20 protein-coding genes and 2 pseudogenes are annotated in these 25,148 nt (G+C 41.4%); 4 read left to right on the plus strand and 18 right to left on the minus strand.

What is annotated here, in order from left to right; translation table 11 throughout:
* Nucleotides 1-5 precede the first annotated feature (5 nt).
* Complete coding sequence (locus ABVJ71_RS07920) at nt 6-1,112, minus strand: nitric oxide synthase oxygenase (protein ID WP_353856386.1); 1,107 nt, start codon at nt 1,110-1,112, stop codon at nt 6-8.
* A gap of 99 nt (nt 1,113-1,211) precedes the next feature.
* Nucleotides 1,212-1,760, minus strand: a complete 549-nt coding sequence (locus ABVJ71_RS07925; RefSeq protein ID WP_353856387.1) for a PadR family transcriptional regulator — start codon at nt 1,758-1,760, stop codon at nt 1,212-1,214.
* A gap of 115 nt (nt 1,761-1,875) precedes the next feature.
* On the opposite strand from ABVJ71_RS07925, the gene ABVJ71_RS07930 reads away from it, so the two are divergent.
* A complete protein-coding gene (locus ABVJ71_RS07930; protein WP_353856388.1) occupies nt 1,876-2,361 on the plus strand; it encodes a phenolic acid decarboxylase in 486 nt (161 codons plus the stop codon).
* A gap of 28 nt (nt 2,362-2,389) precedes the next feature.
* Here the strand turns inward: ABVJ71_RS07930 and ABVJ71_RS07935 are convergent.
* From ABVJ71_RS07935 to ABVJ71_RS07990, 12 genes and pseudogenes are all read right to left on the minus strand, one after another.
* Nucleotides 2,390-2,615 (minus strand): annotated as a pseudogene (locus ABVJ71_RS07935) (peptidase M14); the annotation flags it as partial.
* 214 nt (nt 2,616-2,829) lie between these two features.
* Nucleotides 2,830-4,128 carry a citrate:proton symporter gene (locus tag ABVJ71_RS07940; protein WP_353856389.1) on the minus strand — a complete coding sequence of 433 codons (1,299 nt, stop codon included), beginning with the start codon at nt 4,126-4,128 and terminating at the stop codon, nt 2,830-2,832.
* 190 nt (nt 4,129-4,318) lie between these two features.
* Nucleotides 4,319-5,296 carry a tripartite tricarboxylate transporter substrate-binding protein gene (locus tag ABVJ71_RS07945; RefSeq protein ID WP_353856609.1) on the minus strand — a complete coding sequence of 326 codons (978 nt, stop codon included), beginning with the start codon at nt 5,294-5,296 and terminating at the stop codon, nt 4,319-4,321.
* Between the two features lie 3 nt (nt 5,297-5,299).
* Nucleotides 5,300-5,992, minus strand: a complete 693-nt coding sequence (locus tag ABVJ71_RS07950) for a response regulator (RefSeq protein WP_353856390.1) — start codon at nt 5,990-5,992, stop codon at nt 5,300-5,302.
* A 3-nt stretch (nt 5,993-5,995) separates the two neighbouring features.
* Nucleotides 5,996-7,594, minus strand: a complete 1,599-nt coding sequence (locus ABVJ71_RS07955) for a sensor histidine kinase (protein WP_353856391.1) — start codon at nt 7,592-7,594, stop codon at nt 5,996-5,998.
* Nucleotides 7,595-7,735: 141 nt separating this feature from the next.
* Entirely contained in the window at nt 7,736-9,826 is a 2,091-nt protein-coding gene (locus ABVJ71_RS07960) for an exosporium glycoprotein BclB-related protein (protein ID WP_353856392.1), read from the minus strand.
* Between the two features lie 113 nt (nt 9,827-9,939).
* Nucleotides 9,940-11,025: a bifunctional diaminohydroxyphosphoribosylaminopyrimidine deaminase/5-amino-6-(5-phosphoribosylamino)uracil reductase RibD gene (ribD, locus tag ABVJ71_RS07965; protein WP_353856393.1), complete on the minus strand. Its 1,086-nt coding sequence runs from the start codon at nt 11,023-11,025 to the stop codon at nt 9,940-9,942.
* Between the two features lie 283 nt (nt 11,026-11,308).
* A complete protein-coding gene (locus tag ABVJ71_RS07970) occupies nt 11,309-13,066 on the minus strand; it encodes a WD40 repeat domain-containing protein (protein WP_353856394.1) in 1,758 nt (585 codons plus the stop codon).
* A gap of 4 nt (nt 13,067-13,070) precedes the next feature.
* Complete coding sequence (locus ABVJ71_RS07975) at nt 13,071-13,874, minus strand: SUMF1/EgtB/PvdO family nonheme iron enzyme (protein ID WP_353856395.1); 804 nt, start codon at nt 13,872-13,874, stop codon at nt 13,071-13,073.
* Between the two features lie 32 nt (nt 13,875-13,906).
* The gene (locus tag ABVJ71_RS07980; RefSeq protein ID WP_353856396.1) at nt 13,907-14,632 is read right to left on the minus strand and encodes a GTP cyclohydrolase II; all 726 of its coding nucleotides are present in this window, start codon (nt 14,630-14,632) and stop codon (nt 13,907-13,909) included.
* A 587-nt stretch (nt 14,633-15,219) separates the two neighbouring features.
* Nucleotides 15,220-15,876 (minus strand): methyltransferase domain-containing protein, encoded by a 657-nt coding sequence (locus ABVJ71_RS07985; RefSeq protein ID WP_353856397.1) that lies wholly within the window; start codon nt 15,874-15,876, stop codon nt 15,220-15,222.
* Nucleotides 15,877-17,043: 1,167 nt separating this feature from the next.
* Nucleotides 17,044-17,391 (minus strand): general stress protein, encoded by a 348-nt coding sequence (locus tag ABVJ71_RS07990; protein WP_353856398.1) that lies wholly within the window; start codon nt 17,389-17,391, stop codon nt 17,044-17,046.
* Between the two features lie 221 nt (nt 17,392-17,612).
* On the opposite strand from ABVJ71_RS07990, the gene ABVJ71_RS07995 reads away from it, so the two are divergent.
* Together ABVJ71_RS07995 and ABVJ71_RS08000 are read left to right on the plus strand one after the other, a co-directional pair.
* Nucleotides 17,613-17,990 carry a YfmB family protein gene (locus tag ABVJ71_RS07995; RefSeq protein ID WP_353856610.1) on the plus strand — a complete coding sequence of 126 codons (378 nt, stop codon included), beginning with the start codon at nt 17,613-17,615 and terminating at the stop codon, nt 17,988-17,990.
* Between the two features lie 122 nt (nt 17,991-18,112).
* Nucleotides 18,113-19,117, plus strand: coding sequence for an NADP-dependent oxidoreductase (locus ABVJ71_RS08000; RefSeq protein ID WP_353856399.1), 1,005 nt, complete (start codon nt 18,113-18,115; stop codon nt 19,115-19,117).
* 35 nt (nt 19,118-19,152) lie between these two features.
* On the opposite strand, the gene ABVJ71_RS08005 is transcribed toward ABVJ71_RS08000, so the two are convergent.
* On the minus strand, nt 19,153-20,298 hold the full coding sequence (locus ABVJ71_RS08005; RefSeq protein ID WP_353856400.1) for a DEAD/DEAH box helicase: 1,146 nt from the start codon (nt 20,296-20,298) through the stop codon (nt 19,153-19,155).
* A 152-nt stretch (nt 20,299-20,450) separates the two neighbouring features.
* Between ABVJ71_RS08005 and ABVJ71_RS08010 the strand changes: the two genes are divergently transcribed.
* Nucleotides 20,451-22,004: an ABC-F family ATP-binding cassette domain-containing protein gene (locus ABVJ71_RS08010; RefSeq protein WP_353856401.1), complete on the plus strand. Its 1,554-nt coding sequence runs from the start codon at nt 20,451-20,453 to the stop codon at nt 22,002-22,004.
* A gap of 57 nt (nt 22,005-22,061) precedes the next feature.
* On the opposite strand, the pseudogene ABVJ71_RS08015 reads toward ABVJ71_RS08010, so the two are convergent.
* From ABVJ71_RS08015 to ABVJ71_RS08025, 3 genes and pseudogenes are all read right to left on the minus strand, one after another.
* Nucleotides 22,062-22,283: pseudogene (locus ABVJ71_RS08015) on the minus strand (MFS transporter); the annotation flags it as partial.
* Nucleotides 22,284-22,424: 141 nt separating this feature from the next.
* Nucleotides 22,425-22,850, minus strand: a complete 426-nt coding sequence (locus tag ABVJ71_RS08020; RefSeq protein WP_353856402.1) for a MerR family transcriptional regulator — start codon at nt 22,848-22,850, stop codon at nt 22,425-22,427.
* 340 nt (nt 22,851-23,190) lie between these two features.
* Nucleotides 23,191-25,074, minus strand: coding sequence for an ABC-F family ATP-binding cassette domain-containing protein (locus tag ABVJ71_RS08025; protein ID WP_353856403.1), 1,884 nt, complete (start codon nt 25,072-25,074; stop codon nt 23,191-23,193).
* Between the last annotated feature and the right edge of the window lie 74 nt (nt 25,075-25,148).

Consider the following 25,148-nt stretch of genomic DNA (forward strand, 5'->3'; position numbering starts at 1 on the left):
AGAAGCTAGGCTTTTTCTATCCGTTTATATGGCTTTTCTTGATAAAAATAATTTGGTTTTACGATTGCATTTTCATAATTTCGATGAAAAATGTGAGTGGCAGCAGGCGATACCGGTGGGATGAGCCAGGTCCAATCCCCTGTCAGCCGACGCTCGGACCTCTCCTCTTGCTTTTCAAACTGTTTAAACTGGTGTGCAGCAGTATGGTGATCTACAATCGTTACCCCTGCTTCACGATAGGAATGAAGCACAGCCACATTTAATTCCACAATGGCTTTATCTTTCCAGAGAGACACATTTTTTGTTGTGTCCAAACCTAAGATAGAAGCGACTTTTTTTAACATATTGTAGCGATGTTCATCAGCTAAGTTACGTGCACCAATTTCTGTTCCCATGTACCAGCCATTAAACGGTGCAGCGTTATAATGAATACCGCCAATCTCTAGTTTCATATCGGCAATGATTGGAACGGCGTACCATTTTAGTCCTAGATCATGAAATTTTTCATATTCAGGATGCGTTATATCAACTTCCAAGACGATCTCTTTAGGTAGGTCATAAAGAACCGGCGGCTGATCTTTCATCCGAAACATAAGAGGCAAAATATCAAAATGTGTACGTTCCCCTTTCCAGCCATGAGCTTCGCAAATTTTTGTCAGTTCAAGGGATGCCTCATCTCCTATGATGCCGTATTCAGTCTCATACCCAGCATAACGAACAAGCTGATGATTATAGATGACGACTTCCTGCTGCCTGTGATGTTCAGGTGGAAATATCGTAATGGAAGGTCTAATTTTCCCACCATTTGTGGCATATTCAATATGATGAAAGAGTGCCTCCTTCACCTCGTCCGCTGTTTTCACATGCCGGCAGTCATGCACATGCAAAGTCGACCAAAACAGGCGGCCAATGCAACGATTGCTGTTGCGCCATGCCATTTTGGCTCCATGAGTTAATTCTTCTGTTGTGTGAGTATAAACACCCGCAGACTCAATTTCTTCTTTTATTTCATGCAAACGTGCTACTTTCTCTTCGTTTGACTTGTTTAATTCTTCATAGCATAAAGAAATAAAAGCTTCTGCTTCATTCCACAACGTTTCTTGGTTATTCAAACATACTCGCCTCACTTTAATACGAATATATTCATTGTAGCGTTTTCTATTGATAAATTCACTAGTTTCAAACTATTTTTTATCAAATCAATTGATGATTTATTGATTGATGAAGTGAAGGGTCTTTTGGAGCCAAAGAACATATCCTTTTTCTCTTTCTATCGCTCTTGTCAATACTAAAAAATGCCCAAATTGCACGGAATGTAGCAATTGCACTGAAGGGTCTTCCTCAGTTAAGACTTTTAGCTTATGTTCAAGCATATCCACCTTCTTAGTCCGTTCCAAAAGTTGATGTGTAAACAATTCGACTGCATCTTTCTTGTCCATAGATGAGATGAAGAATGTTTTCAGCATGAATTCATCCTTTGTTGTCTCAGGAATCGGGCTTTTTGTCCTTAGCCACTCGTCCAATTCCGCCTTCCCTGCGTCGGTGATTTGATAGACCTTTTTTTCTAATTTTTTCCCATGTATGTGAACATCGAATTGAATAAATCCTTCTTCTGTTAGACGCTTGAGCTCTGGATAGATTTGGCTATGCTTGGCACTCCAAAACTGTCCAAGGGTATCCTTAAAGTGCTTGGTGATATCGTATCCAGTCAGATCACGCTGATCTAGTAAACCAAGAATAGCGAATTTCAGTACTCTCATTATGTGCCTCCAACGTGTTTTCTTTGACAATAGTATACCATAAATATTAAAATGAACATGTAAATAGTTACATGTTCATAATGACATAATTATTTTGTGGAAAGAAGGAATACACATGGATCAATTCGTTGGACTTCATATGATTTATACATATGAGAATGGTTGGGAATATGAGATTTACATTAAAAATGATCACACCATTGATTATCGTATCCATAGCGGGATGGTTGGCGGCCGATGGGTTCGTGATCAAGAGGTCAATATTGTGAAGCTGACTAAAGGAGTCTACAAAGTATCTTGGACTGAACCAACTGGGACAGATGTTTCATTGAACTTTATGCCTGAGGAAAAACGTATGCACGGTGTCATCTTCTTCCCAAAATGGGTGCATGAACGACCAGATATCACCGTTTGTTATCAAAATGATTACATCGATCTGATGAAAGAATCCCGCGAAAAATATGAAACGTACCCTAAATATGTTGTTCCTGAATTCGCAGACATTACGTATATGAAACAAGCAGGCGTCAATGATGAAACGATTATTGCAGAAGCACCTTATGAAGGCATGACAGATGATATTAGAGCTGGACGAAGATAGAAAGAGCGGCACGCATTGTGTCGCTTTTTTATTTGATACCCAGAATATTTTTATTGAGTAGAAAACGGTATACTGGGAGTTCATCTCCTACTTTCGAAGGAATAAATCCTGCTGAGAATGTAACTATCTTTTGATTCAGGTTCAAGGGCAATTTGAAGTACATTTGTTTGCGGCTGTGCCGTTCAGTAGACCTTCGTTCCTTTTGGTAGCTGCTGTTTCTTTTCAGCCAATGTTGTCTCAAGTTTGATTTCTGTTTAGCTTTAAGGGGTATCTGCATTTACTGAAGCCTGGGGTCACAGTCGTCATACTTTTTGCAATAAAGAATGCAGTAGCAGCCAGCATCGCTATTCTCTCCCTTCGTTGATTAGAAAAAACAACAAAAGTGTCAAATCCCGGACAAATGAAGGGAATTGGCTCAGCAATTTGACTAAAAAAGAGTGCCTGCCATACAGCAGAACACTCGTTTAATTACCAGATAGAAATAGCACCAATAATGACCGCTATGACTGTCATTGCGACGACGGCAAGCACAGCCCATTTCATCCCAAATTTCTGATGCTGATCAAGTGAAACCCCCACAAGTCCAACAAGTAAATGAGTAGACGGAACAAGTGGACTTAACATATGAATCGGCTGACCAATAATAGACGCTCTCGCAATCTCGACTTTATCGACACCATATGCTGATGCTGTTTCTGATAGGATTGGCAGCACTCCATAAAAGTATGCATCATTTGGCATAAAGAACGTAAAGATTCCACTTGTTAACGCGACAATGACAGGGATAAATCCGCCGAGTTGCTCTGGAATGGAAGAAACAATGGAGATCGCCATTTCATCGACCATTTTCGTCCCTGTTAAAATGCCTGTAAAAACACCCGCAGCAAAAATCATAGACGCAATCGCAAGAACGTTTGTCGAATGAGCAGCGATTCGCTCTCTCTGATGCTCTAAATTCGGATAGTTCACCATAATGGCCACGCAGAAAGCAAGTACGAACAGAACAGTTAAACTGACTTTACCTGATACTAGAAAAAGCACTAATAACAATGTAAGCGAGAGATTAAACCACCATAGATTCGGTCGTTTGATGTCATCTTGCAGCGCCGCTGCCATTTCATTTGCATGAATCGGCTGTTCTAGTTCAATCACGCCAAGACGTTTTCTTTCGGCTTTTCCAAGAAAGTAAGCAACAATCACCATACTCAAAACACCTGCACCAATCACTGGAATCATAGGCCCAAATAAAAGTGATGGATCGACTCCTAGCGCACTCGACGCTCTTGGCGTTGCCCCTCCCCATGGAATCGTATTCATAATTCCCATTCCTACACCGGCAATTCCCGCTAAAATAATTGGTCGAATGCCAAGTAACGTAAATAACGGAAGCATAGCTGTTGTTGTAATCATATATGTCGTTGTTCCGTCACCATCAAGAGCGGCAAGCATTGTTAGTACAGCTGTTCCAACGACAATTTTTAAAGGATCACCTTTTACAATTTTTAAAATTTTTGCAACCATTGGGTCAAAAAGACCCGCATCAATCATAATGCCAAAGTATAAAATGGCAAACATAATCATGACAGCTGTCGGAGCAACTTGCTGAACGCCTTTCACAATCATGTCTGAAATTTCAGTAAAATGAAAGCCTGCAATGAGAGCAAATATAATTGGTGTCAATACCAGTGCAGTCAAAACAGACATACGTTTCGTCAAAATAAGAATCATAAATACAATCATCATAAGAAATCCTAAAATAGCTAACACTTTGTTCACCCCTTATGTTGTATACGCTTTCATTATATGTTGGCATCCTTTTTCCAATCCTTTCTGTCATCATATCTGACGAATAAATTGAAGTAAATATTATGAATTTTAATTCTTTTTCGTTCGTTAAGTGCTTTTTGTTCATTTTGTTCAAAAGTCAATTCAACCTCACTTTATAAAAAAAGCGATCTCACTTGACCGCTTGTTCTCCTTGAATGAATTGCTCATATCGTTTCAATTGTTCTTCCATAAACACCTTTGTATCTTTACTGTTCATATAATGACCTGTCCATCCTTTTTGCTTTAATTGCTTTTTCCATTCTTTTGTTTGAGTCATTTTTTGGAGCAACCGATCCCATTCACGCACTTCTTGCTGATTCATTTTCTTTGGTCCCATCACACCCCGCCAATGGGAAAAGACGAGCGGAATCCCTTGCTCTTTCCAAGTAGGAACATCTTCAAATCCCTCTAAACGCTGACTTGTAGTCATCGCAATAAGCTTGAGCTTCTTTTTTTCATAATCATGACGAACCTCCGTGATGGTTGTGGTTGCTGCATCAATTTCATGGTTGATCAGCGCCTGAAATAAATCATCTGCACTGTTAAATTTTAAAAACTGAATTCGATACGGATCAATTCCCGCCATTTCAGCTGCCCGTGCAAACGAGATTTGATCGTCATTCCCAAAATCAGGAGCAAAACCAATTTTCAGTGAATCTGGATTGTTTTTTAATTTTGTCAAAAGCTCTTTTCCATTTAAAAAAGGAGAATTGACAGGAACCGCTACTACTTGCCATTCTTCAGCTAGGATGGCAAGTGGTGTAAAATCATTCATTGTAACATTACTGCTGCCAAGTAAATTACGGCTTAACAGTAAACTCGAATTTAAGCTGATATAGTTGGCATCTCGATTCATCATAAATTTCCATCCTTTATCCACCGTCCCGCCTCTTTGATAAAGAATGTGCACAGGCTGTTCAATCAGTTTCTCTTGTTCAAGCACTGATTTCATCACCTGGGCGGTTTGGTCGAATCCACCGTCTGGAACTCCAGAGACAACGATATAGATAGGACTGTGCTGCAGAAAAGATTCTTCTGCCTTTTTTTCATCAAAGGTCAGCAACACACAGAGACAGAAGATAAACACTGGTAGTATGATTTTTTTCATCATCTAGGACTCCATCTGACCTTTGGCAGGATAATATCTTCTTTCAGGTCTGCCTATAATACCGTACGCAAGCTCTGCTCGACATTCTCCTGTCGTGACGAGATATTCAACATAACGTCTCGCTGTTGTTCGTGAAGCGCCCATTTTTTCTCCAAGCTCTTCAGCTGTAATTCCGTTTTCTTCTGATGCCATCAGTTTTTTCACTTTGTCCAAGGTAAGTGAATTAATCCCTGTTGGTAAGTCTCGGTCTTCCTTTTGTTCTTCATGCATGTGACCAAAAAATAAATCTATTATCGTTTGATTCACTTCATCTTTTGAGTTGATCAGATCTTTCTTCTCTTTATATTCGGTTAAGACTTGAGCAAACTTTTGAGCCGTCACTGGCTTAATTAAGTAATGAACCACGCCGTAATGCAGTGCATCTCTTAAAAGCATGGTTTCTGTCGCAGCAGTGATAATGATTACATCTATCTCTGGATAGCGTTCTCTTAAAAGCGGTAAAAGGTTTGTACCGAGCTCATCAGGCATATACACATCAAGTAAAATGAGATCGACTTTTTCTTTTTGTAGAGCATCCCACATATCCTTTGCACTCTTTGCTTTTTCTACGACTAGAAAACCTTGTAACTTTTGTATATATGATTCATGTATTGCAGCAATTCGAAAATCATCCTCTGCAATAAGTACCTTAATCACAATTTACTCCCCCTCTATGCCTTTCGGTATGTATACAGTGAATATGGCACCGCCCTCTTTTTGGTTCGTTACCTCAATCCAGCCCCCGAGTTCGTCTAGTACTTCTTTAACATTAGCTAAACCATAACCTCGTCCCTCTCCCTTTGATGAATGACCTCTTGTAAAAATGTGCTTTAGCTCCTCTTCATTCACTCCATCACCTGAATCGGAAACTTCTATAATAATATCAAATCCAATATCTGTGATGAATAAATCAACTTCTCGTCTCTCCTTATTTAAGACAGCCTCAAATGCATTATCTACGAGATTGCCAATGATGGTGATAAAATGAGACAGGCTCATGTGAGGCGGAAGCGGTTCCAACGAGCTGTTCTCATCAATGTGAAAATGTACTTTCTTCTCAGACGCCTTTCCTAACTTCCCAAGTAAAATGGCTTGTATTTTAGGTGAACGGATTTGCTTCATCAATACATCATGCTGACGATTTTGCAGGGTATATTCTTCTTTAATCAATTCGATGGCTTCATCAAATTGTTTCAGCTCAAGCAAGCCTAAAATGGCGTACAGTTTATTTGAAAACTCGTGCGTTTGTGCTCTAAGGTCTTCTGAATATTGACTCACCTCTGTTAATGTATCAAGCAGTTTCGTCAGCTCTGTTTTTTCACGAAAACTCACAATACCCCCGAATACTCTATTTTCCTGCACCACTTTTTTGACATTTAAGACAAAGGTTTTATCCTTCACCACCGTTTCTATGTTAGGTTCAATTGTCTCTAAAGTTAAATAGGATAGAAGATTTGCCTTTGGCAGAACTTGATCAATATGAAGAGGCAGTTCCGAAGAAACATGCAGCATTTTTTCAGCGGATGTGTTCATCATCGTGATAGTTCCCTTGCGATCAAACGCAATAATTCCTTCTTTAATTGCTATCAGCATGGCTTGTCTCTCGCGATATAATGAAGCAATTTCATGCGGTTCAAGCCCTAATGTATCTTTTCGAATACTTCTTGTTAAGAAAATAGCCCCAAATATTCCAGAGAGCAAGACGAGAAGTGCCATATAACTGAGTTTCATCAGTTGATGAGCAGTGGCTTGATCGATCTCTCTTTTTAAAAATTCAACGGTCACTGTCCCGATTATTTCTTCATGTTGCCCAGTTTCCTTTATCATCGGAGCACTACCTCTTATAACGGTATCACCGTCAGAATCACCAGCAGAAATGGAAGTCCCCCCAAACAGTAAGGTACTCCTCCCTTCAGATAAACTGAGGTTTCTCCCTACATGTTTACGGTTCGTATGAAAAAGCACCTTTCCTTTTTGATTGGTGATAAAGATTGCGTGTGCTGACACTTGCTCCTTCATTTGCTCAAGTACAGCCTGCTCTTCATTTTGAGACGCTGTTGATGTTGCCACCGATGTTTTAATTGGCGGCATATATGAAATGGTCCTAGCGGTTTGCACCGCAAGCTGTTCAGCTTGTCCCTGCCTTTCTGATGTTTGAAGAAACCCAAAACAAATGGTCAATAAAGCAATGACAAAGAGCAAAAGCACGATAATCAGAACCAATATTTTCGTTTGTAGTGTAACTTTTTTCTTGCCCATCCTCACCGCCACAACCCCTAGCTCTAGTAGATAAATAGAATATGACCTAAGAAAATCATATCACTTTTTTCTCTCCATATTGAGAGAAAATTCATTCGAACAAAAAAGGATGACTCTTATAGAGCCACCCTTCTGTTTCTATTACGTGATGGATAAACCAGCACTTGCATAACCTGCTACAGTATTGATCAAGGATACACCTGTCGCTGTCGCAGAGAATACAACAAGTAATCTTGTTTCTGCTGTAACTGGCACATTCAGACCAGTTGCAATACCGTTTGAAATGGCACCAAGAGTTAAAATCCCAGTTAATGGCGGTGCCAACGTGACACTCGCTACTTGAGTAAAACTGTTATTCGGTGTCGGTGAAGCAAATAAGCTAGCTGTGATCGTAATACTCGTGCCGACTAAAGCCAATGCTGCCGTTGTACTAAAGTATCCGGCAAATGAAGTAATGGTCCCATCCCTTGGTACAGAGAATGCCATATTTAATAGAGTGCCGGCTGCACCAGTTAAATCAATGATACCACCTAGAATGGTCACACCTGTTGCAGAGTTACCAAAGCCAACCAAACTAGATGTCCCAACTAGACCACCTGCAATCGTTGTTAAAACAACAGGTAAACCTGATGCAAACGGAATAATCGCACTCGCTCCTGTAACGCCTGTTGGTCCTGTTACTCCGGTTGCTCCGGTGATTCCTGTTGCTCCGGTGACTCCGGTTGCTCCGGTGACTCCAGTCGCTCCGGTGACTCCAGTGACTCCGGTCGCTCCGGTATCTCCGGTTGCTCCGGTGATTCCTGTTGCTCCGGTGATTCCTGTTGCTCCGGTGACTCCGGTTGCTCCGGTGATTCCTGTTGCTCCGGTGATTCCTGTTGCTCCGGTGACTCCGGTTGCTCCGGTGACTCCTGTTGCTCCGGTGACTCCAGTGACTCCGGTCGCTCCGGTTGCTCCGGTCGCTCCAGTGACTCCGGTCGCTCCGGTTGCTCCTGTGGCTCCGGCGACTCCGGTGGCTCCTGTGGCCCCTGTGGCTCCTGTGGCCCCTGTGGCTCCGGTTGCTCCGGTTGCTCCTGTGGCTCCGGCGACTCCGGTGGCTCCTGTGGCCCCTGTGGCTCCTGTGGCCCCTGTGGCTCCGGTTGCTCCGGTGGCTCCTGTGGCCCCTGTGGCTCCGGTTGCTCCTGTGGCCCCTGTTACGCCGGGATCTCCGGTTGCTCCGGTTGCTCCTGTGGCTCCGGTGACTCCGGTTGCTCCGGTCGCTCCGGTGAATCCAGTCGCTCCGGTATCTCCTGTTGCTCCGGTTGCTCCGGTTGCTCCGGCGGCTCCGGTGGCTCCTGTGGCCCCTGTGGCTCCGGTTGCTCCTGTGGCCCCTGTTACGCCGGGATCTCCGGTTGCTCCGGTCGCTCCGGTCGCTCCGGTGACTCCAGTCGCTCCGGTATCTCCTGTTGCTCCGGTTGCTCCGGTTGCTCCGGCGGCTCCGGCGGCTCCGGTGGCTCCTGTGGCTCCTGTGGCCCCTGTGGCTCCTGTTGCTCCGGTTGCTCCGGTTGCTCCGGCGGCTCCGGTGGCTCCTGTGGCCCCTGTGGCTCCTGTTGCTCCTGTGGCCCCTGTTGCGCCGGGATCTCCGGTTGCTCCTGTGGCCCCTGTGGCTCCTGTTGCTCCTGTTGCGCCGGGATCTCCTGTTGCTCCGGTCGCTCCGGTGGCTCCTGTTGCTCCTGTTGCGCCGGGATCTCCTGTTGCTCCTGTTGCGCCGGGATCTCCTGTTGCTCCTGTTGCGCCGGGATCTCCTGTTGCTCCTGTTGCGCCGGGATCTCCTGTTGCTCCGGTCGCTCCGGTGGCTCCTGTGGCTCCGGGATCTCCGGTTGCCCCTGTCGCTCCGGTGGCTCCTGTGGCCCCTGTTGCGCCGGCCGCCCCTGTGGCTCCGGTCGCTCCTGTGGCCCCTGTGGCGCCGGTGGCTCCTACTCCTGGTCCTGTTGGACCCGTTGGACCAGTCGGACCCGTTGGACCCGCTGGACCTCTTCGTCCTCTGCTTCCTGATCGACTTTGAATTACACAAACACACGGATCTTTTCCACAACAAAGGTTTTTCACTGGTTTTCCTTGTTTGCCTGCTTTTCCTTTCTTACAGCTATCACATTCCCATCCATCATCCTTATACGCATCGTACCAGCTTCTTTTTTGGTAATGGTCTTTCGAATGAGTTGGATATGAATTTCCACATCGTCTACATCTTTTCATAGAATCACCCCCATCCATCGTATTCAACTCCTTGAAAAAAGGTGTATGTACATTTTTTCTTTTGATTTGAAAATATTGAAAAGACCTTGTGCACATTACACAAGGTCAGTGATTTAATCAAATCTCATCGTCATTTTCAGATCTTTACCTACCATACTATATTCAATTTCAACTGGAGTGATCGCTTCTTTCAGCTTTTTCACACCCTCTCCTTCAAATAAAGTAGGTGCATCCTTTCCACCAATCAATATAGGTGCCATAAAGATGACGGCTTCGTTGACCAGTGATGCTTCTAGAAACGATGCACTAACGCTGCCGCCTGCCTCTACAAGTACCGACATGATGGAGCGTTCTTTGAGCATCTTTAACACTTCATATAAATCTGTCCGGTGTACCCCATTTGTCACAAAAACCTGATAACCTTTCTGCACAAGCTGATGATATTTTTTTTCATCGTACGTTCGTGACGTACAAATAATTGTTTCCGCCATATGATCAGTTAAGCATTTAGATTGAAGTGGAATTCTTAATGTTGAGTCTAAAATGACACGGATTGGCTGGGCCACTAATTTATCTTTTACAATTAAACTTGCATCATCTTGAATAATTGTCTCTACTCCCGTTATTACCGCATCTGCTTCTTGACGTAAACGCTGCACATCTTCTCTTGCTTCTTTTCCTGTAATCCATTTACTTTCTTTTTGAGCCGTTGCTATTTTTCCATCTATTGATATAGCAGATTTCAGTATGACATAAGGAATGTCAGATTGAATCAAATGAAAAAAAGGCTTATTCAATCGATCTGCTTCTTTTTTACACAATCCTTCTTCTACTTCGATGCCTGCCTGCTTGAGAAGGGAGATCCCTTTTCCTGCAACGAGTGGGTTCGGATCTTTAGTCGCAATGAATACACGTTTTACACCACTCTTGATCAGGGCTTCTGTACACGGTCCTGTTTTTCCGTGGTGAGTACAAGGTTCAAGCGTCACATACATGTCAGCCCCCTTTGCCTTCTCTCCAGCCATTTGGAGTGCATGAATTTCCGCATGTGGTCCACCTGCTTTGAGGTGGGCACCAATCCCCACAATGTCACCATTTTGAACAAGTACTGCGCCAACAAGCGGATTTGGTGATGTCTGTCCTTTCATTGCCTTTGCATTAGCGATGGCTAATTTCATATAAAATACATCGTCTTTCATCTTAAACTCCTTTCTTATCTTTAAAGGGAAAGAACTCCTTCAGGGAATGAAGGAGTTCTATTCTCATGTGCTATATTTTTTCCATTCGTTTCTTTTCAGAGCGATCATAGTAAGGTAAGGAATAGAATAGTTTATACGATGCTCGTTGTTTACAGAAACAGCATTTGCGCAATTCATATTTATTAATAAGGAGAACATGCGGGCAATTGAGTACAGTCAGGCCTTTTTTCATATGTTCCTTGCAAACACTTATCATGAGAATCCCCCGCTTTAATACTTTTTCTTAATGAGAGATCACTTCTTTAGGAAATTGTTCAAATAGGCGTAACACTTCCGTATGCGTACCATCTTCTCTAATATGATAAATACCGCCGTCATATGAGCTTGCATACACATCATTTTTCAATTGCCTGATGGCGCTAATCCCATTTTGCGCAATTCTGATTGGGCCGGAATTGTAATCTAGATCTGGATTCCATACAACGATATATCCCCAATAATCACCGCTCACAATATAGCCAGAATCGGTGACAGTGACTGATTTAATGGAATATTGGTGCTGATTGTGCTGGGCTAATATTCTTCCTGTATGCAAATCAAACAGTCTGACATTTTTGTCACGGCTTACAATAGCAATACGATCTCTTTTACTGTCAATAAACACATCATTTAATAGTTCTGTTGCGCCTATATATTCCGCTTTTAATGATAAACTCTTCTTATCTAGCAGACAGATGGTCCCTGCTACTGCCGCTGTGATAATATACTCTCCCTCTACTTTTAACGCTTTTACAGCACAATCATGTGCTTTTGCCCTACCAATTTCCTTTAAGTGTTCTGTTGAGATCACATGGACATAACCACCGTAAGTACCAATGTAGAATTGTCGATCCTCCTCGTGAAAATACACACTGTTTACAGGTCCTGTGTTGAGATCAAAAGAGACCATTTGTTGCAAGGGTTCATGCACAATATGCACTTGACTTGCATGATCCCCCCATGCGTAATAGCTTCCGTCCCTTGCGACGGCCACCCCATTTGTCAGTACGCCTGTTGATTTGGCAATTTCAATTCCATTTTTTCTGAATTTTCCGTCATCTGATGCAGTGATAATATCTCCAGCTTCAGTAATCGCAATATCATTAATAGACGGTGTGGCCATTTCAAGATCGTCTGATATCACTTTACCTTCTGCAATTGACCATTCACAATATGTTTTTCCAAAGCTCGCCCCTAATATTGCCTTCTCGTCTTCAGTCCAGACTAGTGAGCGTTCCCATTGATATTTATGAGGCAACAGTGTATGGATCAATTCACCAGTTTCATAGTTCCACAGCTTTATCAGATGGTCATAACCAGCTGTTAGCAAATTATTGCCGCTCGGAGAAAAGTTCACACGCTTAACGCCCTGTAAATGTGCTTTTATGATTTTTTTCTCTTGTAAGGTTGTAGCATCATAAATGATTACTGTGCCATCGTCTCTGCCAAGAGCAAAAACTTCTTTTTGATTGCTTCCGCTAATCGTATCTAATTCATAATCAAAAGGTCCAATTTCACCAACGATTTCCCCTGTCTCATATAGCCATACTAGTACATAGCCATCATCACCTGTTGTATAGGCTTTATCACCATGAACCCAAACGGCCAACACATCTTTACTGTGTCCATGAAATTCCCTTAAAATAGCACCCGTTTCAATATCCCATACTAAGCATCTTCTATCTCTCGATACGGATACAAGCAAGGTATCCTGCTTTGCAAATGCGACCGCTTCTACATCATCAGCATGGCCATATAGTGTTCGAATCAATTTATCGGTAGCTGTATCATAAAGCTGGATGGTGTAGTCTGAAGAAGCACTAGCCAGATATTTTTCATTTTCAGAAAGTGATAAGGAGTTGATGATATGGTCATGACTGCCAATGAAAGTCCCTTCACCTGTTGTCCGGTCCCATTTATAAATACAGCGATCATATCCACCAGTGTATACAATTTGGTCATGTTGAGATGATAAAACAGACGTAATTGGTCCTCTATGCATAGTTTTACACTCCCACCTTAATTTTTTGTTTTTCACGTGTGATTAGACGAAAACCAGTAAAACGGAAAACTGGATCAGGGTGTTTTCCATGTCTTCTTGCCACTCTGCATAAATCTCCACCTCTTGCGAAGGAGCCGCCTTTCAGAATGTAATAATCGTTGCCAAGCGTTTCTGTTAAATCGTCCACTACCTCAATACCGCCTTCATATACATGGTAAGTAGAATTTACCCATTCCTCTACATTACCTCCCATATCATAAAGTCCAAAAAGGGATCTGCCTTTTTCGTAATGACGTACAGGCGTTGTTTTTCCGATGCCTGCCTCATGTGTATTACAATAAGACGGATGGAACTCGTCTCCCCACGGATATTGATTTCTCGTATTTCCACGGGCGGCATACTCCCACTCTTCCTCACTAGGTATCGAAACCTCATATCCAAGCTTCCCGCTCAGCCACTCACAAAATAAAAATGCTTCATCAATGTCCATGCCCCAAGCAGGATGATCTTTTCCCCCGCCTAGCTCAATGTTCGTCAAGCTCTCTGGATATGTCTGACCTGTATCATCACAATAGCTTTGATACAGTTCATTGGTTACAACAGTGTCTGATATAAAAAATTCGTTGATATACGGCTGATATGATGGAAATTCTTTGTACAGCCATTTCTGAAATTTTTTCTCACGGCCATATGTTGGATTCAGGAGCTTGTCCTTCCAATACTCTGATGCCTTTTTCATATCTTCTTCATTACTTCCAATCGTTGCATAGCCACTGGGGATTTTAATCCAATTGATATCGAGTTTCACGCTTTTCTCCCGCCTTCTTTAATTGAACTCATCTACTGATTAATTAACTTCTTCTCATCAACCATGTGTCCTGAGGCTACCTTCGCCTTTAAATAAGCTTCATTATATTCAGATGCTTCTACCGTATGATCAAACCGTAAAACATGAAGACCGTAAGCAGCAATCGAGTCGACTTTATCCGGATTGTTTGTCAAAAGGTGCAATGGTTTCCCTTGATTTAGAAATTGTAAAACGGCGGCTGCTTCCTCGTAATGTCGATCATCATCTCCACAGCCGATGAGGCGATTGGCCTCAAACGTATCGAGTTTCATTTCCTGCAATTTATACGTTAATGCTTTTGCCATAAGACCGATGGAACGCCCTTCTTGGTTGGCCATATAAACCAGCATTCCTTTGCCGTAATCTTTTATCTTTTTCAGCGATAAAGCAAGCTGTGGTCCACAATCACATTTCAGTGATCCAAATACATCCCCTGTTTGGCAAACACTATGAATTCGCACAAGTGGCGGCACCTCATTATCAAAATCGCCAAATAAGAGGCAAGAGGAAAATGTTTGTTGTGTGGTACTCATCTGTACAATTGTCTCAATCGTCGGCTTTACGTCTTGATCAACAGGTGAAAACGCGTACCATTTGAACTGCACTTCTTCATGTTGAATAGAGATCGGCAAGGTCACTGGTCCCACGAGCAAATAGTCTTTTTGATGAAATGTAAAATGATGAATCATTGATTGTAATTCAGCAATAAACTTGTTCATCTCTCTCCCCCCTCTTCATAACTGCTTCAGATTCCCCTTTGACGGACAGTAATTGAATGATGAATATGTGTACGCACTCCCTCTATCTCACTAATGAGATTGAGTGCAGCTTGAGCACCATGTCCAGCCGCAATCATTGCTTGGGAGGAAATGCCTGTACAAATGCCATCTACATAAATCCGCTTGATCCATCAATCAGCACCTTTTCTTTTGTAAAAGGCTCTTGCTCTTCATTTGAATTCCAGAGGATTTGGCTCCTTTTAATCCAAGTCCTTGTCCAGTACAAAGGAGCAGAAATCGAGCTTCATATGCTGTATCACACCATTTGTCAATTCTTGAATTGAATGTACTTAAAAAGAGCACATCCGCTAGCTTCTAGTTGCTTTCTTCCTTTTGCTAGAAGTTCTGGTCCTTCATGCATCCAATCCTAAATCATTGGTCACATAGGTGCGCTTCATCTGAGATCGTCCATCATCTATGATCAGTACACGATACTTTTTTTCAATTAGAATGATAGAAGCACTTAACCCGCCTCGGACCTGCACCAAGAGTCATTCCATCGAACATTGCTCTAATCCTCCTTTGTACTAGAGTTTCACAGCAATAACATGATGTTGACTTAACCCGGCCTTTGCTTTCAATGGTGTAATGGAAACAAGCTCAAGACCTGATTTACAAATTTTCTCTCCAAGCTGAGAATCTGAAAATGAAAAATGAAATCGACCATCTTCTCCTATTAATCCTGTTTTCCACTCTTCTCCCCATACAACAAGTGAAAAGACGCCTCCTTCACGAAGCAGAGCAAATACCTGCTTTAAATAACGTTCATGATCATCCGGATGTTGATGATGAAAACAGCCATGATCCAAAATTAAATCAAACAGTGTCTGTCCTTCCTGATTGAGCGACCATGACATAAAGTCTTCGTGAAAAAATTGGACTGGAACCGTTTCTTTTTTCTTCAGAACCTCCCACTCCTCATGTTGATAAAGATCAATACCAACATACTTTGAAAGTCCATTTAAATGCTCAAGTGCCCGGCCATTCCCGCACCCAATATCTAAGACAGAAGCAAGTTCATCTTTTCCCCTTGAACGCCAAGCTTTTAATGATATTTCGGCTGCATCTGTCAATGACGGATCAGTGGACCACATGTCCGTTCTTTGTTGATAGTGTTCTTTGAATGCAACACGCATCTTTTCTAAATACAAACGGCTGTCTTCATGGTACAAAGCCTTTTTCATCACAGGGACCTCCTTCGTTTCACATGAATACACGCTCTTAAAATGAGAAAGGTTAACTTTTCAATTGGTTCATAGATGACGATTCTTACGATAGATTCCCTTGATAGAACCACTCCCCATACTTTTCTTTCTTTTCTTGTTTTTAAGGTTTTCAATCAAATCGACCTATGGTAAGATGGAACATGAATATTTTGGAAATTCATTTGAAATGGAGAGAAGCACCCCACATGTTTACTCTCCTTTTCAAAGTCAGTCCTCACCAACTAATTGAAACATGCGATGTTTCGATTTTCTGACTCTTTTTTTCATATGGGTTCACCTCCTTTTCAGCTAAGCAAGTATTAGCGAATATCAAACCCTCTCATCTTTTTCAAATCCCATCATTCAATTTACATTTGATATGACCTCTGCTCCCTCAAGTAAGAACAGGGAATTAAGCGGGTTTTGAAATTCACCATGCAAAAAGCAATCAAAGAAAATGTCACTTCAGGATCCATTCTCCGTCGTTTGTATGGTTGACTGCTAATTGAGTATAACCAACCGCCAACAAACAGAAGCGCCCCTAGTAAAATACCATTTTCTTTTATACTGATCAGGGCCTTTTCAAAATGCTTTTCCAACCTAAACAATTGACATTCAGCTCCATACGCTCATTCCCGCCATTTACAAAAATGTCTCCTTGTGCCCTCTGGCTCAATTAACAACTCCTTCCATAATCACTTGATTAAAACCAAATATATTGTTTTTAGATTATTTTGTCAACAAATTATTTCCTAAAAATTAAAATGATTTTCTAATTGAAAATACAGGTAGTTTTCGTGGTTTTTTGACCTTAAAACGCTTAATTCTACATAAAAAGACACAATAAACCAATAGAACCAAGAAATTTATCTATTAAATTACACACGAATTTTATCTGTTTTTGTTATAAAAAGTAAATATACTATAATTATTTCCCGAGTGTAAATCTATTATATTTTGACTAGTTTTTCTATTTTTATTCCTATAAACTTTGATATTTCTACATTTTCAATTAGAAGATTTACTGTTTATTCCAATCATTTGTCATTTCCTTATCATAGTTAAATAGGAGGATATATGATAAATGTCTGCACACAAAAAAGCCTCTTACTACTTTTGTAAGAGGCTTTTCTCATGTCGTTTGGTTTATGCCCATGATTTCACTTTTTCGTGGTCTGTCACAAATAGAAGGACTTTCCCTTCATCTAAATGTTCTTCAAAGGTTTCTGCTTCTTCTTTAGAGAAACCAATCTCATGAATTTTATTGCGAAGCTCGTCACCCTTCTTGCTGAAGATATGACCAACAGCGTGTTTCAGTCCAACTTCCTTTGAACCAATGGTATTGGCGTCTGCGTTCCCAGCAATACGCTCTGTTCTGTCATCATCATGCGCCAGAACATAAATGTCCTCTCTTGCAACTCCGAGTTCTTTTAATTGCTCAATATCTCGTTGAAGTGCTTCATCATTAGAGTATTCTCTTACTACAGGTTTCATTTGATCTTCCTCCTTTCATGTCTTACAAATCTTTTACCCGTCACTTTTATGGTTAAACCTTCCGTCGGCACATTCATATGACTTGTGATTCCCATTATGTCTATCGACTTATTTTTGACAAAAAATCTTTAAAATCGACTAAATTTTCTGAATTATTGTGTTCAATCCAACTTATTTGTTGTACAATTCTTATACTGGAGGCTAGAAATGAGGTGGAGCTGATTTATTACTTTTCAGCTGAACAGCAGTTTAATGCTTGGGTTGTCAGTGATTTGGTGAAACAGCTTTTTAACAAGTGGAATCCTGAAGAAACAAGTGCGCAGCCGCTTACACTGTTTGCTGAGCAGCACTTTCACATCTCCATTGATTATCTATTCTCTATTATTATAAACATTGGAGATATTGAATCGATTGAGCAAGATCCGCAAGACTTGTTGTCATCATACTTGAATATCCTTTTCCCTTTTGTGACGCGCGATATGATGAAAGCCTCCATGCAAAATGCAAATGAATATCTCTTGAAAGAACGTGATGCTGATGTATATAAGCTGTTTGCTTCTCTTCCACCATTTCTCTCTGTCTCTCTTCAAAAAAAGTAGTCCCATTTTTTTATATGGTGACTGCTTTTTTTGTGCGCGTCATGAAAAGGTCATATGGTTTGAATGAAAAGAAGCATCGTGTTAATGTAAATTTAGGATGCAAGTGAAAGGGAGGATTTGTCATGAGCAACCAGCAACAAATTCAATTAGCTAAACGCCCAAAAGGTTTACCAACAACAGATGTTTTTCATTTTGAAACAGTCGATATCCCAGTGCCACAGGATGGTGAAGTACTGATTAAAACGAAATATGTATCTGTAGATCCTTATATGAGAGGAAGAATGCAGGATACAAAATCATATACACCACCGTTTAAACTGAATGAAGTGATTCAAGGCGGTGTTGTAGGAGAAATTGTTGAATCTAAATCACCTCTATTTAAAAAAGGTGATTTCGTTCTTGGATTCCTTGGTTGGCAAGAATATTCAACTGCAAAAGCCGAGTCCCTTACAAAAATCGATCCATCCATCGCTCCAATATCGTATTACTTAGGCATTTTAGGCATGCCTGGACAAACAGCCTATTTTGGACTTCTTTCCATTGGTCAGCCGAAAAAAGGCGAGACTGTTGTCGTTTCTGGAGCAGCAGGTGCCGTTGGTTCAGTTGTAGGACAGATCGCTAAAATCAAAGGCGCACATGTTGTTGGGATCGCAGGATCTGATGATAAACTCGCCTATTTAAAAGAGCTTGGCTTTGATGAAACCATTAACTATAAGACAACAGATGATATGGATGAAGCCATTGCAAAAGCTTGTCCCAACGGTGTAGATGTATACTTTGACAATGTGGGTGGCAACATTTCAGATGCGGTGATGAACCATTTGAATCGTTTTGCACGCATCCCAGTCTGTGGTGCCATTTCCTCTTACAACATTAGTGCAAGCGAGGATATCGGGCCACGTGTGCAAACAAAACTCATTAAAACAAGTGCATTGATGCAAGGATTCATTGTGGCCAACTATGCAGATCGTTTTGAAGAAGCGGCAAAGGATTTAGCTCAATGGGTCAAAGAAGATAAACTGACTTATAAAGAAACCATTCTCGAAGGATTTGATCGAATCCCTGATGCTTTCATTGGACTATTCAAAGGCGAGAATGTTGGAAAACAGCTTGTGAAAATTTCATAAAGAGAAAGGACCCAGATTGTTGGCGGGTCCTTATTTTATCTTTTTTTATATGTTGCTAGCTGCAGTTGTCCTTGTTTATACACAATCTCCTCAAGTGAGAAATTCAACTTTTTCGCCATCTTTTTTAGCCTAGATTGTTCTTGGTGTGTGACAAGACTGATCACAGCCCCTTCCTTCCCTGCACGACCTGTTCTGCCTGATCGATGAATATATCCTTCTTCATTTGGGAGATCTGCATGTATAACGTACGGCAGGTCTTCGATATCAATGCCTCTAGCGGCAATATCCGTTGCGAGCAGAAGCGGGAATTCGCGCTGTTCAAATGCTTTCAGAATGACAGCACGATCTGCCTTTTTGGCTTCACTATGAAGCACACCAAGGTCTACATGATGATACGTTAATTTTTCTGCGTAAATGCTTAAATTGGTAATATCGCGGACGAACACGAGTGCTTGCATGTCCTCAAGTCGTGATAATTTTTGCAGTAATTTCACTTTATCACGCTGATCACATAGTAGATAATAATGCTTCACCTTTTGCGCTTCCTCTTGGCTTCTGCCAATTTTCAGCACCTTTGGCTGAGAAGAGAATTCTTTGATCAGTTGAATGGTTTCTTCTTTCAGTGTTGCAGAAAAACAAAGAATTTGTCTTTCTTTTAATGTCGATTGAATAATTGATTGAATTGTTTTTATATGCTCTGGTACAAGAAGCTGGTCCGCTTCATCTAAAACAATAGTCTTGATTTCATGCATTTTCAGTTTTTTGATTTTGATTAATTCTTGAACACGCCCTGGTGTTGCAACAATGATGTTCGGGCGTTTTTTTAGTTTTTCCTGCTGCTTTTTTATATTAGCACCGCCAATCAGTGACACGGCTTTAATGTCTGAGCCTTGTTTAAATTGTTGCACCACGTCAAAAATTTGCATGACAAGCTCTCTTGAAGGGGCCAAGATTAAGACTTGTGGATGTTTGATATTGACATCAATGTGATTTAAAAGCGGCAGAACATACGCAAGTGTCTTCCCTGTCCCAGTTGGCGACTCTGCGATTACATCACGTTTCTCCATCATCCACTCTGCTGTTTTCTCCTGTATGGCTGTTGGTTTTTCGAAGCCGGCCGCTTCAAAGTTCTCCTGAATAAATGGCTTTGCTTCTTTAAAAAATGCCCAAGTTTCTGTCATGTCGATCTCCTTTATCCTCATTCAATCTATCCTTAAGTATCTCAAAATGAGCTTTGAAACGCAATTTTTCTTTTGATGCTTTTATCGAGCCGGACAGTTCGATATAATCATGAGAGGCACTAGCCGTTTTGAATCTATTTGAGGTGTAAAAAATGATATTATCTGTTAAAGATTTAAGCCATGGCTTTGGCGACAGAGCCATTTTCCACGAAGTCTCCTTCCGTTTATTAAAGGGCGAACATGTCGGTTTAATCGGCGCCAACGGTGAAGGAAAGTCAACGTTTATGAATATTATTACAGGCAAGCTAGAACCTGATGCAGGAAAAGTTGAATGGGCAAAAAATGTTCGTGTCGGGTATCTTGATCAGCATACAGTTCTCGAAAAAGGAAGAACCATCCGCGAAGTGCTCCAAGATGCATTTCAATATTTATTTGCCATGGAAGCCAATATGAACGATATTTATGACAAAATGGGTGAAGCCGATCCTGATGAATTAGAGAAGCTGTTAGAGGAAGTTGGCATCATGCAAGATGCACTCACGAACAATGATTTCTATATCATTGATTCTAAAGTTGAAGAAATTGCGAGAGGACTTGGATTAACTGACCTCGGATTAGATCGTGATGTGACGGAGCTAAGCGGTGGACAGCGCACGAAGGTGCTTCTAGCCAAGCTACTATTAGAAAAACCAGAGATTCTCCTTCTCGATGAGCCGACCAACTATTTAGATGAGCAGCATATTGAATGGCTGAAGCGCTATTTACAGGAATATGAGAATGCGTTTATCCTCATTTCACATGACATTCCGTTTTTAAATAGTGTCATTAACTTAATTTATCATGTCGAAAACCAAGAGTTGACTCGCTATGTCGGTGATTATGACCAATTCAAACAAGTCTATGAAGTCAAAAAACAGCAGCTTGAAGCAGCCTATAAAAGGCAACAGCAAGAAGTAGCTGAATTAAAGGACTTTGTCGCCCGAAACAAAGCGCGTGTCAGTACAAGAAATATGGCCATGTCTCGTCAAAAAAAGCTGGATAAGATGGACATGATTGAATTGGCCGCAGAAAAGCCAAAACCAGAATTTCACTTTCAACCTGCACGTACATCTAGTAAGCTAATTTTTGAAACGAAGGATTTAGTAATTGGTTATGATGAGCCGCTCTCCCGTCCACTGAACCTGAAAATGGAACGGGGACAAAAAATTGCTTTATACGGATCAAACGGTATCGGAAAAACCACGTTGTTACGGAGCCTTTTAGGAGAGATCACCCCTATTTCTGGTGAAGTGGAGCGCGGTGAATTCCTGCACATTGGCTACTTCGAGCAAGAAGTGAAGGAGCAAAACAGCAATACATGTATTGAAGAGGTATGGAGCACATTCCCTTCCTACACACAATATGAAGTGAGAGCCGCACTTGCAAAATGTGGATTAACAACAAAACATATTGAAAGCCGTATGTCCGTATTAAGCGGTGGTGAGAAGGCAAAGGTACGTCTATGCAAATTGATCAACCAAGAAACAAATGTGCTTGTACTCGATGAGCCGACAAATCACCTGGATGTCGATGCAAAAGAAGAGTTAAAACGCGCCTTAAAAGAATATAAAGGCAGCGTCTTATTGATCTCCCACGAACCTGAATTTTATCGAGATGTGGCAACAGATACTTGGAATTGTGAATCTTGGACCACAAAAGTACTATAACAACAAAACAAGTCTGAAGCCTTATATCTTTTGATGAGATTTAAGGCTTTTTTCCATTTAATGACCTGCTTGAATGTGAGCCAAATGCTTTCTGCCAAGAAGCAAGATGAGCATTCCTAGTAGAACAACAGTTGCACCAACATAGTAGGGCGTGCTGACTGTGTATGTCTCAGCGAGCACTCCTGCAATCCATGGAGCAATTGCGCCGTCAATAAAACAAACCGCACTGTAGGAAGAAGATGCAATAGAACGTTCAACAGGCGCCGATCCCATAAATGAAATCACACATGCAAAGGCAACATCCCAAACAGCTTTCGGCTGCCTAAGCAGACTCGTACGCTGTTTTAATACTTCTTCCTTCTTCACATCGGAACCTTTCTTTCAGTTGAATAACAAAATAAAATAAACACGCAAAGGTGTTTATTTTTGTAATTGCTCAATGGCATGAGCTGCTCTTTCTTTCATGGATTCGATATCCTTTTTAAAGGATTGAAATGTTTCAAGTTTTTCTGTGATCAGACGATGCTGTTCATTTAATTGTGCTTGAATATCTAACAGCTTCTCTAGTCGTTCCTTCGGGTCAAGTGACAGCAAATAGCCTTCCTTGTTAAGCTCTAACTGTTTTCCGATTTCCATAAACGCCTGAAGCTCCTGTAAGGAAAAGCCCAATACCTGCTTTGCTTGAATCACTTTCTCCAATTCCTCCATGTCGTCTTCGGAGTAAAGCCTGACACCGCCATCTGTTCGCTTCGGTGCTGATAATAAACCAATTTCTTCATAGAATCGAATAGTACGTTTCGTCAGACCGCTTCTTTTAGCTACTTGATCAATTTTCATCCATTCCATGCCAGTGCCTCCTGCTCATCAATTCATCATTTATTATACACTTTCATAACCTTAACGTAAACGTTAAATTTGAAATCTTGATGTTCCACCCTGCTCCCCGCGAAATAAATAAGAATGATTTCGATTTAGAGAAAGCACTATTTATTCTACAAGTTACAGCGTGTAGACAAACCCTCGCATTCGTTGTCAGATTGCGAGCGCTCGTGCTCACGAATGTTTCACTCGCTCCGCATAAATTGCTCGGGTCTTCCTAGACTTCAAAGGCTGAAATGAAAAGATGACAAAGGACTAAAAGAAAAACCATTTAAGCCCTTTGTCAACAATCTGAGCTCTGTAGTCTTCATTTACTTTCTAATTCTTCAATCATGAGCGACAGTTCTGTCCAGCGATCCATGGCTTGCTCTAATTCTTCGGCTACGACTTTTTGCTCATCCATCAGCTCCTGAATTTTCCCGAAATCACTGCCTGCCTCGGCGATACTTGCTTCAAGTTTCTGATGTTTGTCCTCTAATGACTGAATCCGGTCTTCAATGCCATCCCATTCAAGCTGATCTTTATATGAGAGTTTTTTTCTTTTTTTCGGTGCGGCTTCCAATTGTTTTTCAGCAGGCTTTGCTTCCGTTTGCTTCTGCTTTTCCTGATTCATATACTCGCTGTAAGCCCCTTGGAAATGCATGATACGGCCATTTCCTTCAAATACAATCAAGCGATTCACAACTCGATCTAAGAAATAGCGGTCATGCGACACCGTCATGACAACGCCAGGGAACTGCTCTAAATAATCCTCCAGAATACTCAATGTCTCTGTATCAAGATCGTTCGTCGGCTCATCTAAAAAGAGAACATTCGGCTCTTCCATCAAGACCTTCAATAAATATAACCTGCGACGTTCCCCGCCTGAAAGCTTTCGAATGAAGGTCCGCTGTATAGAGCGCGGGAATAAAAACCGCTCTAGCATTTGCTCTGCTGTCACAATCGCACCATCTGATGTCTTCACAATTTCAGCTGTTTCTTTGATATAATCAATCATTTTCAGCTCTTCATTCATCTCTTTATAATCCTGTGTATAATAGCCGATACGAACTGTTTTTCCGATGATCAAGTTCCCTAACGTCGGTTCTATTTTGCCAGCTAGACAATTGAGTAAGGTTGTCTTGCCTACTCCATTCGGTCCAATGATGCCAATCCGGTCACCTGGGACGACTAAATCCGTAAACCGGTCAACAAGCGTCTGACCAGCAAATGAAATGGTGATCTCCTCTGCCTCAATGACTTGTTTTCCAAGGCGATGTGAGCCAATAGCAAAATCAAGCTCTCCCTTTGCATCAGGTCCTTTTTGGTCCTTCAATTCTTCCACTCTACCGATGCGTGCTTTTTGCTTCGTCGTTCTTGCTTTTGCTCCTCTTCTCAGCCAAGCAAGCTCTCGTCTTAGCAGATTTTGGCGTTTCGTTTCTTTTACCTGAGCCTCTGCTTCACGTTCCGCTCTCTTTTCTAGGAAGACTTCATAATTCCCTTTATACGTATAAAGCTGACCTTGATTTAATTCATAAATCCGATTGGCCACTCTGTTTAAAAAATAACGATCATGTGTCACAAGGATGACGGCACCTGTATACTGACTTAAGTATCCTTCTAACCATTCAATTGTTGCATTATCTAGATGGTTGGTCGGCTCATCTAAAATTAACAATCCGGCCGGCTGTATTAAATTTTTAGCAATTGCCGCCCTCTTTTTCTGCCCGCCTGATAGAGTATGAACAGATCGGTTGACATCCTTGACACCAAGCTTTGTCAAAATCGTCTTAGCCGAAAGGTTCGCATCCCATGCATCTTCCTGGTCCATTCGATGTTGCATTCGCATCAGTGCCTCTTGTTTTGCTTCATTTTGCGGATCTTGCTCTAAATCGACGAGTGCCTGTTCGTAGGCCTTTATCGTTTGAATCAGCGGTGCAGTCCCAGAAAAAATATAATCTAAAATGGTTTGATCACCGCTCATTTCTGGGTCTTGCTCTAGAAACTCGATATCTAATGTACCTGCTTTGGTGATATCGCCTTCTTCAAAGGATTCAAGCCCTGCTATTACCTTGAGCAGTGTAGATTTTCCTGTTCCATTTGGTCCAATTAATCCGATACGTTCCTTTGGTTCTATATGAAAAGATATATGGTCAAACAGCGTTTTTTCGCCATAAGTTTTGTATAACCCTTCAATATTCATTAAACTCATTTTTCATCAACCCTAACATATATTCTTCCTTTATTTTAAATCAGCGTGTAAAAGAAAACTAGTTTTAAAAAACC

The sequence above is a fragment of the Bacillus sp. Bos-x628 genome (genome assembly GCF_040500475.1).
Classification (GTDB): Bacteria; Bacillota; Bacilli; order Bacillales; family Bacillaceae; genus Bacillus; species Bacillus maqinnsis.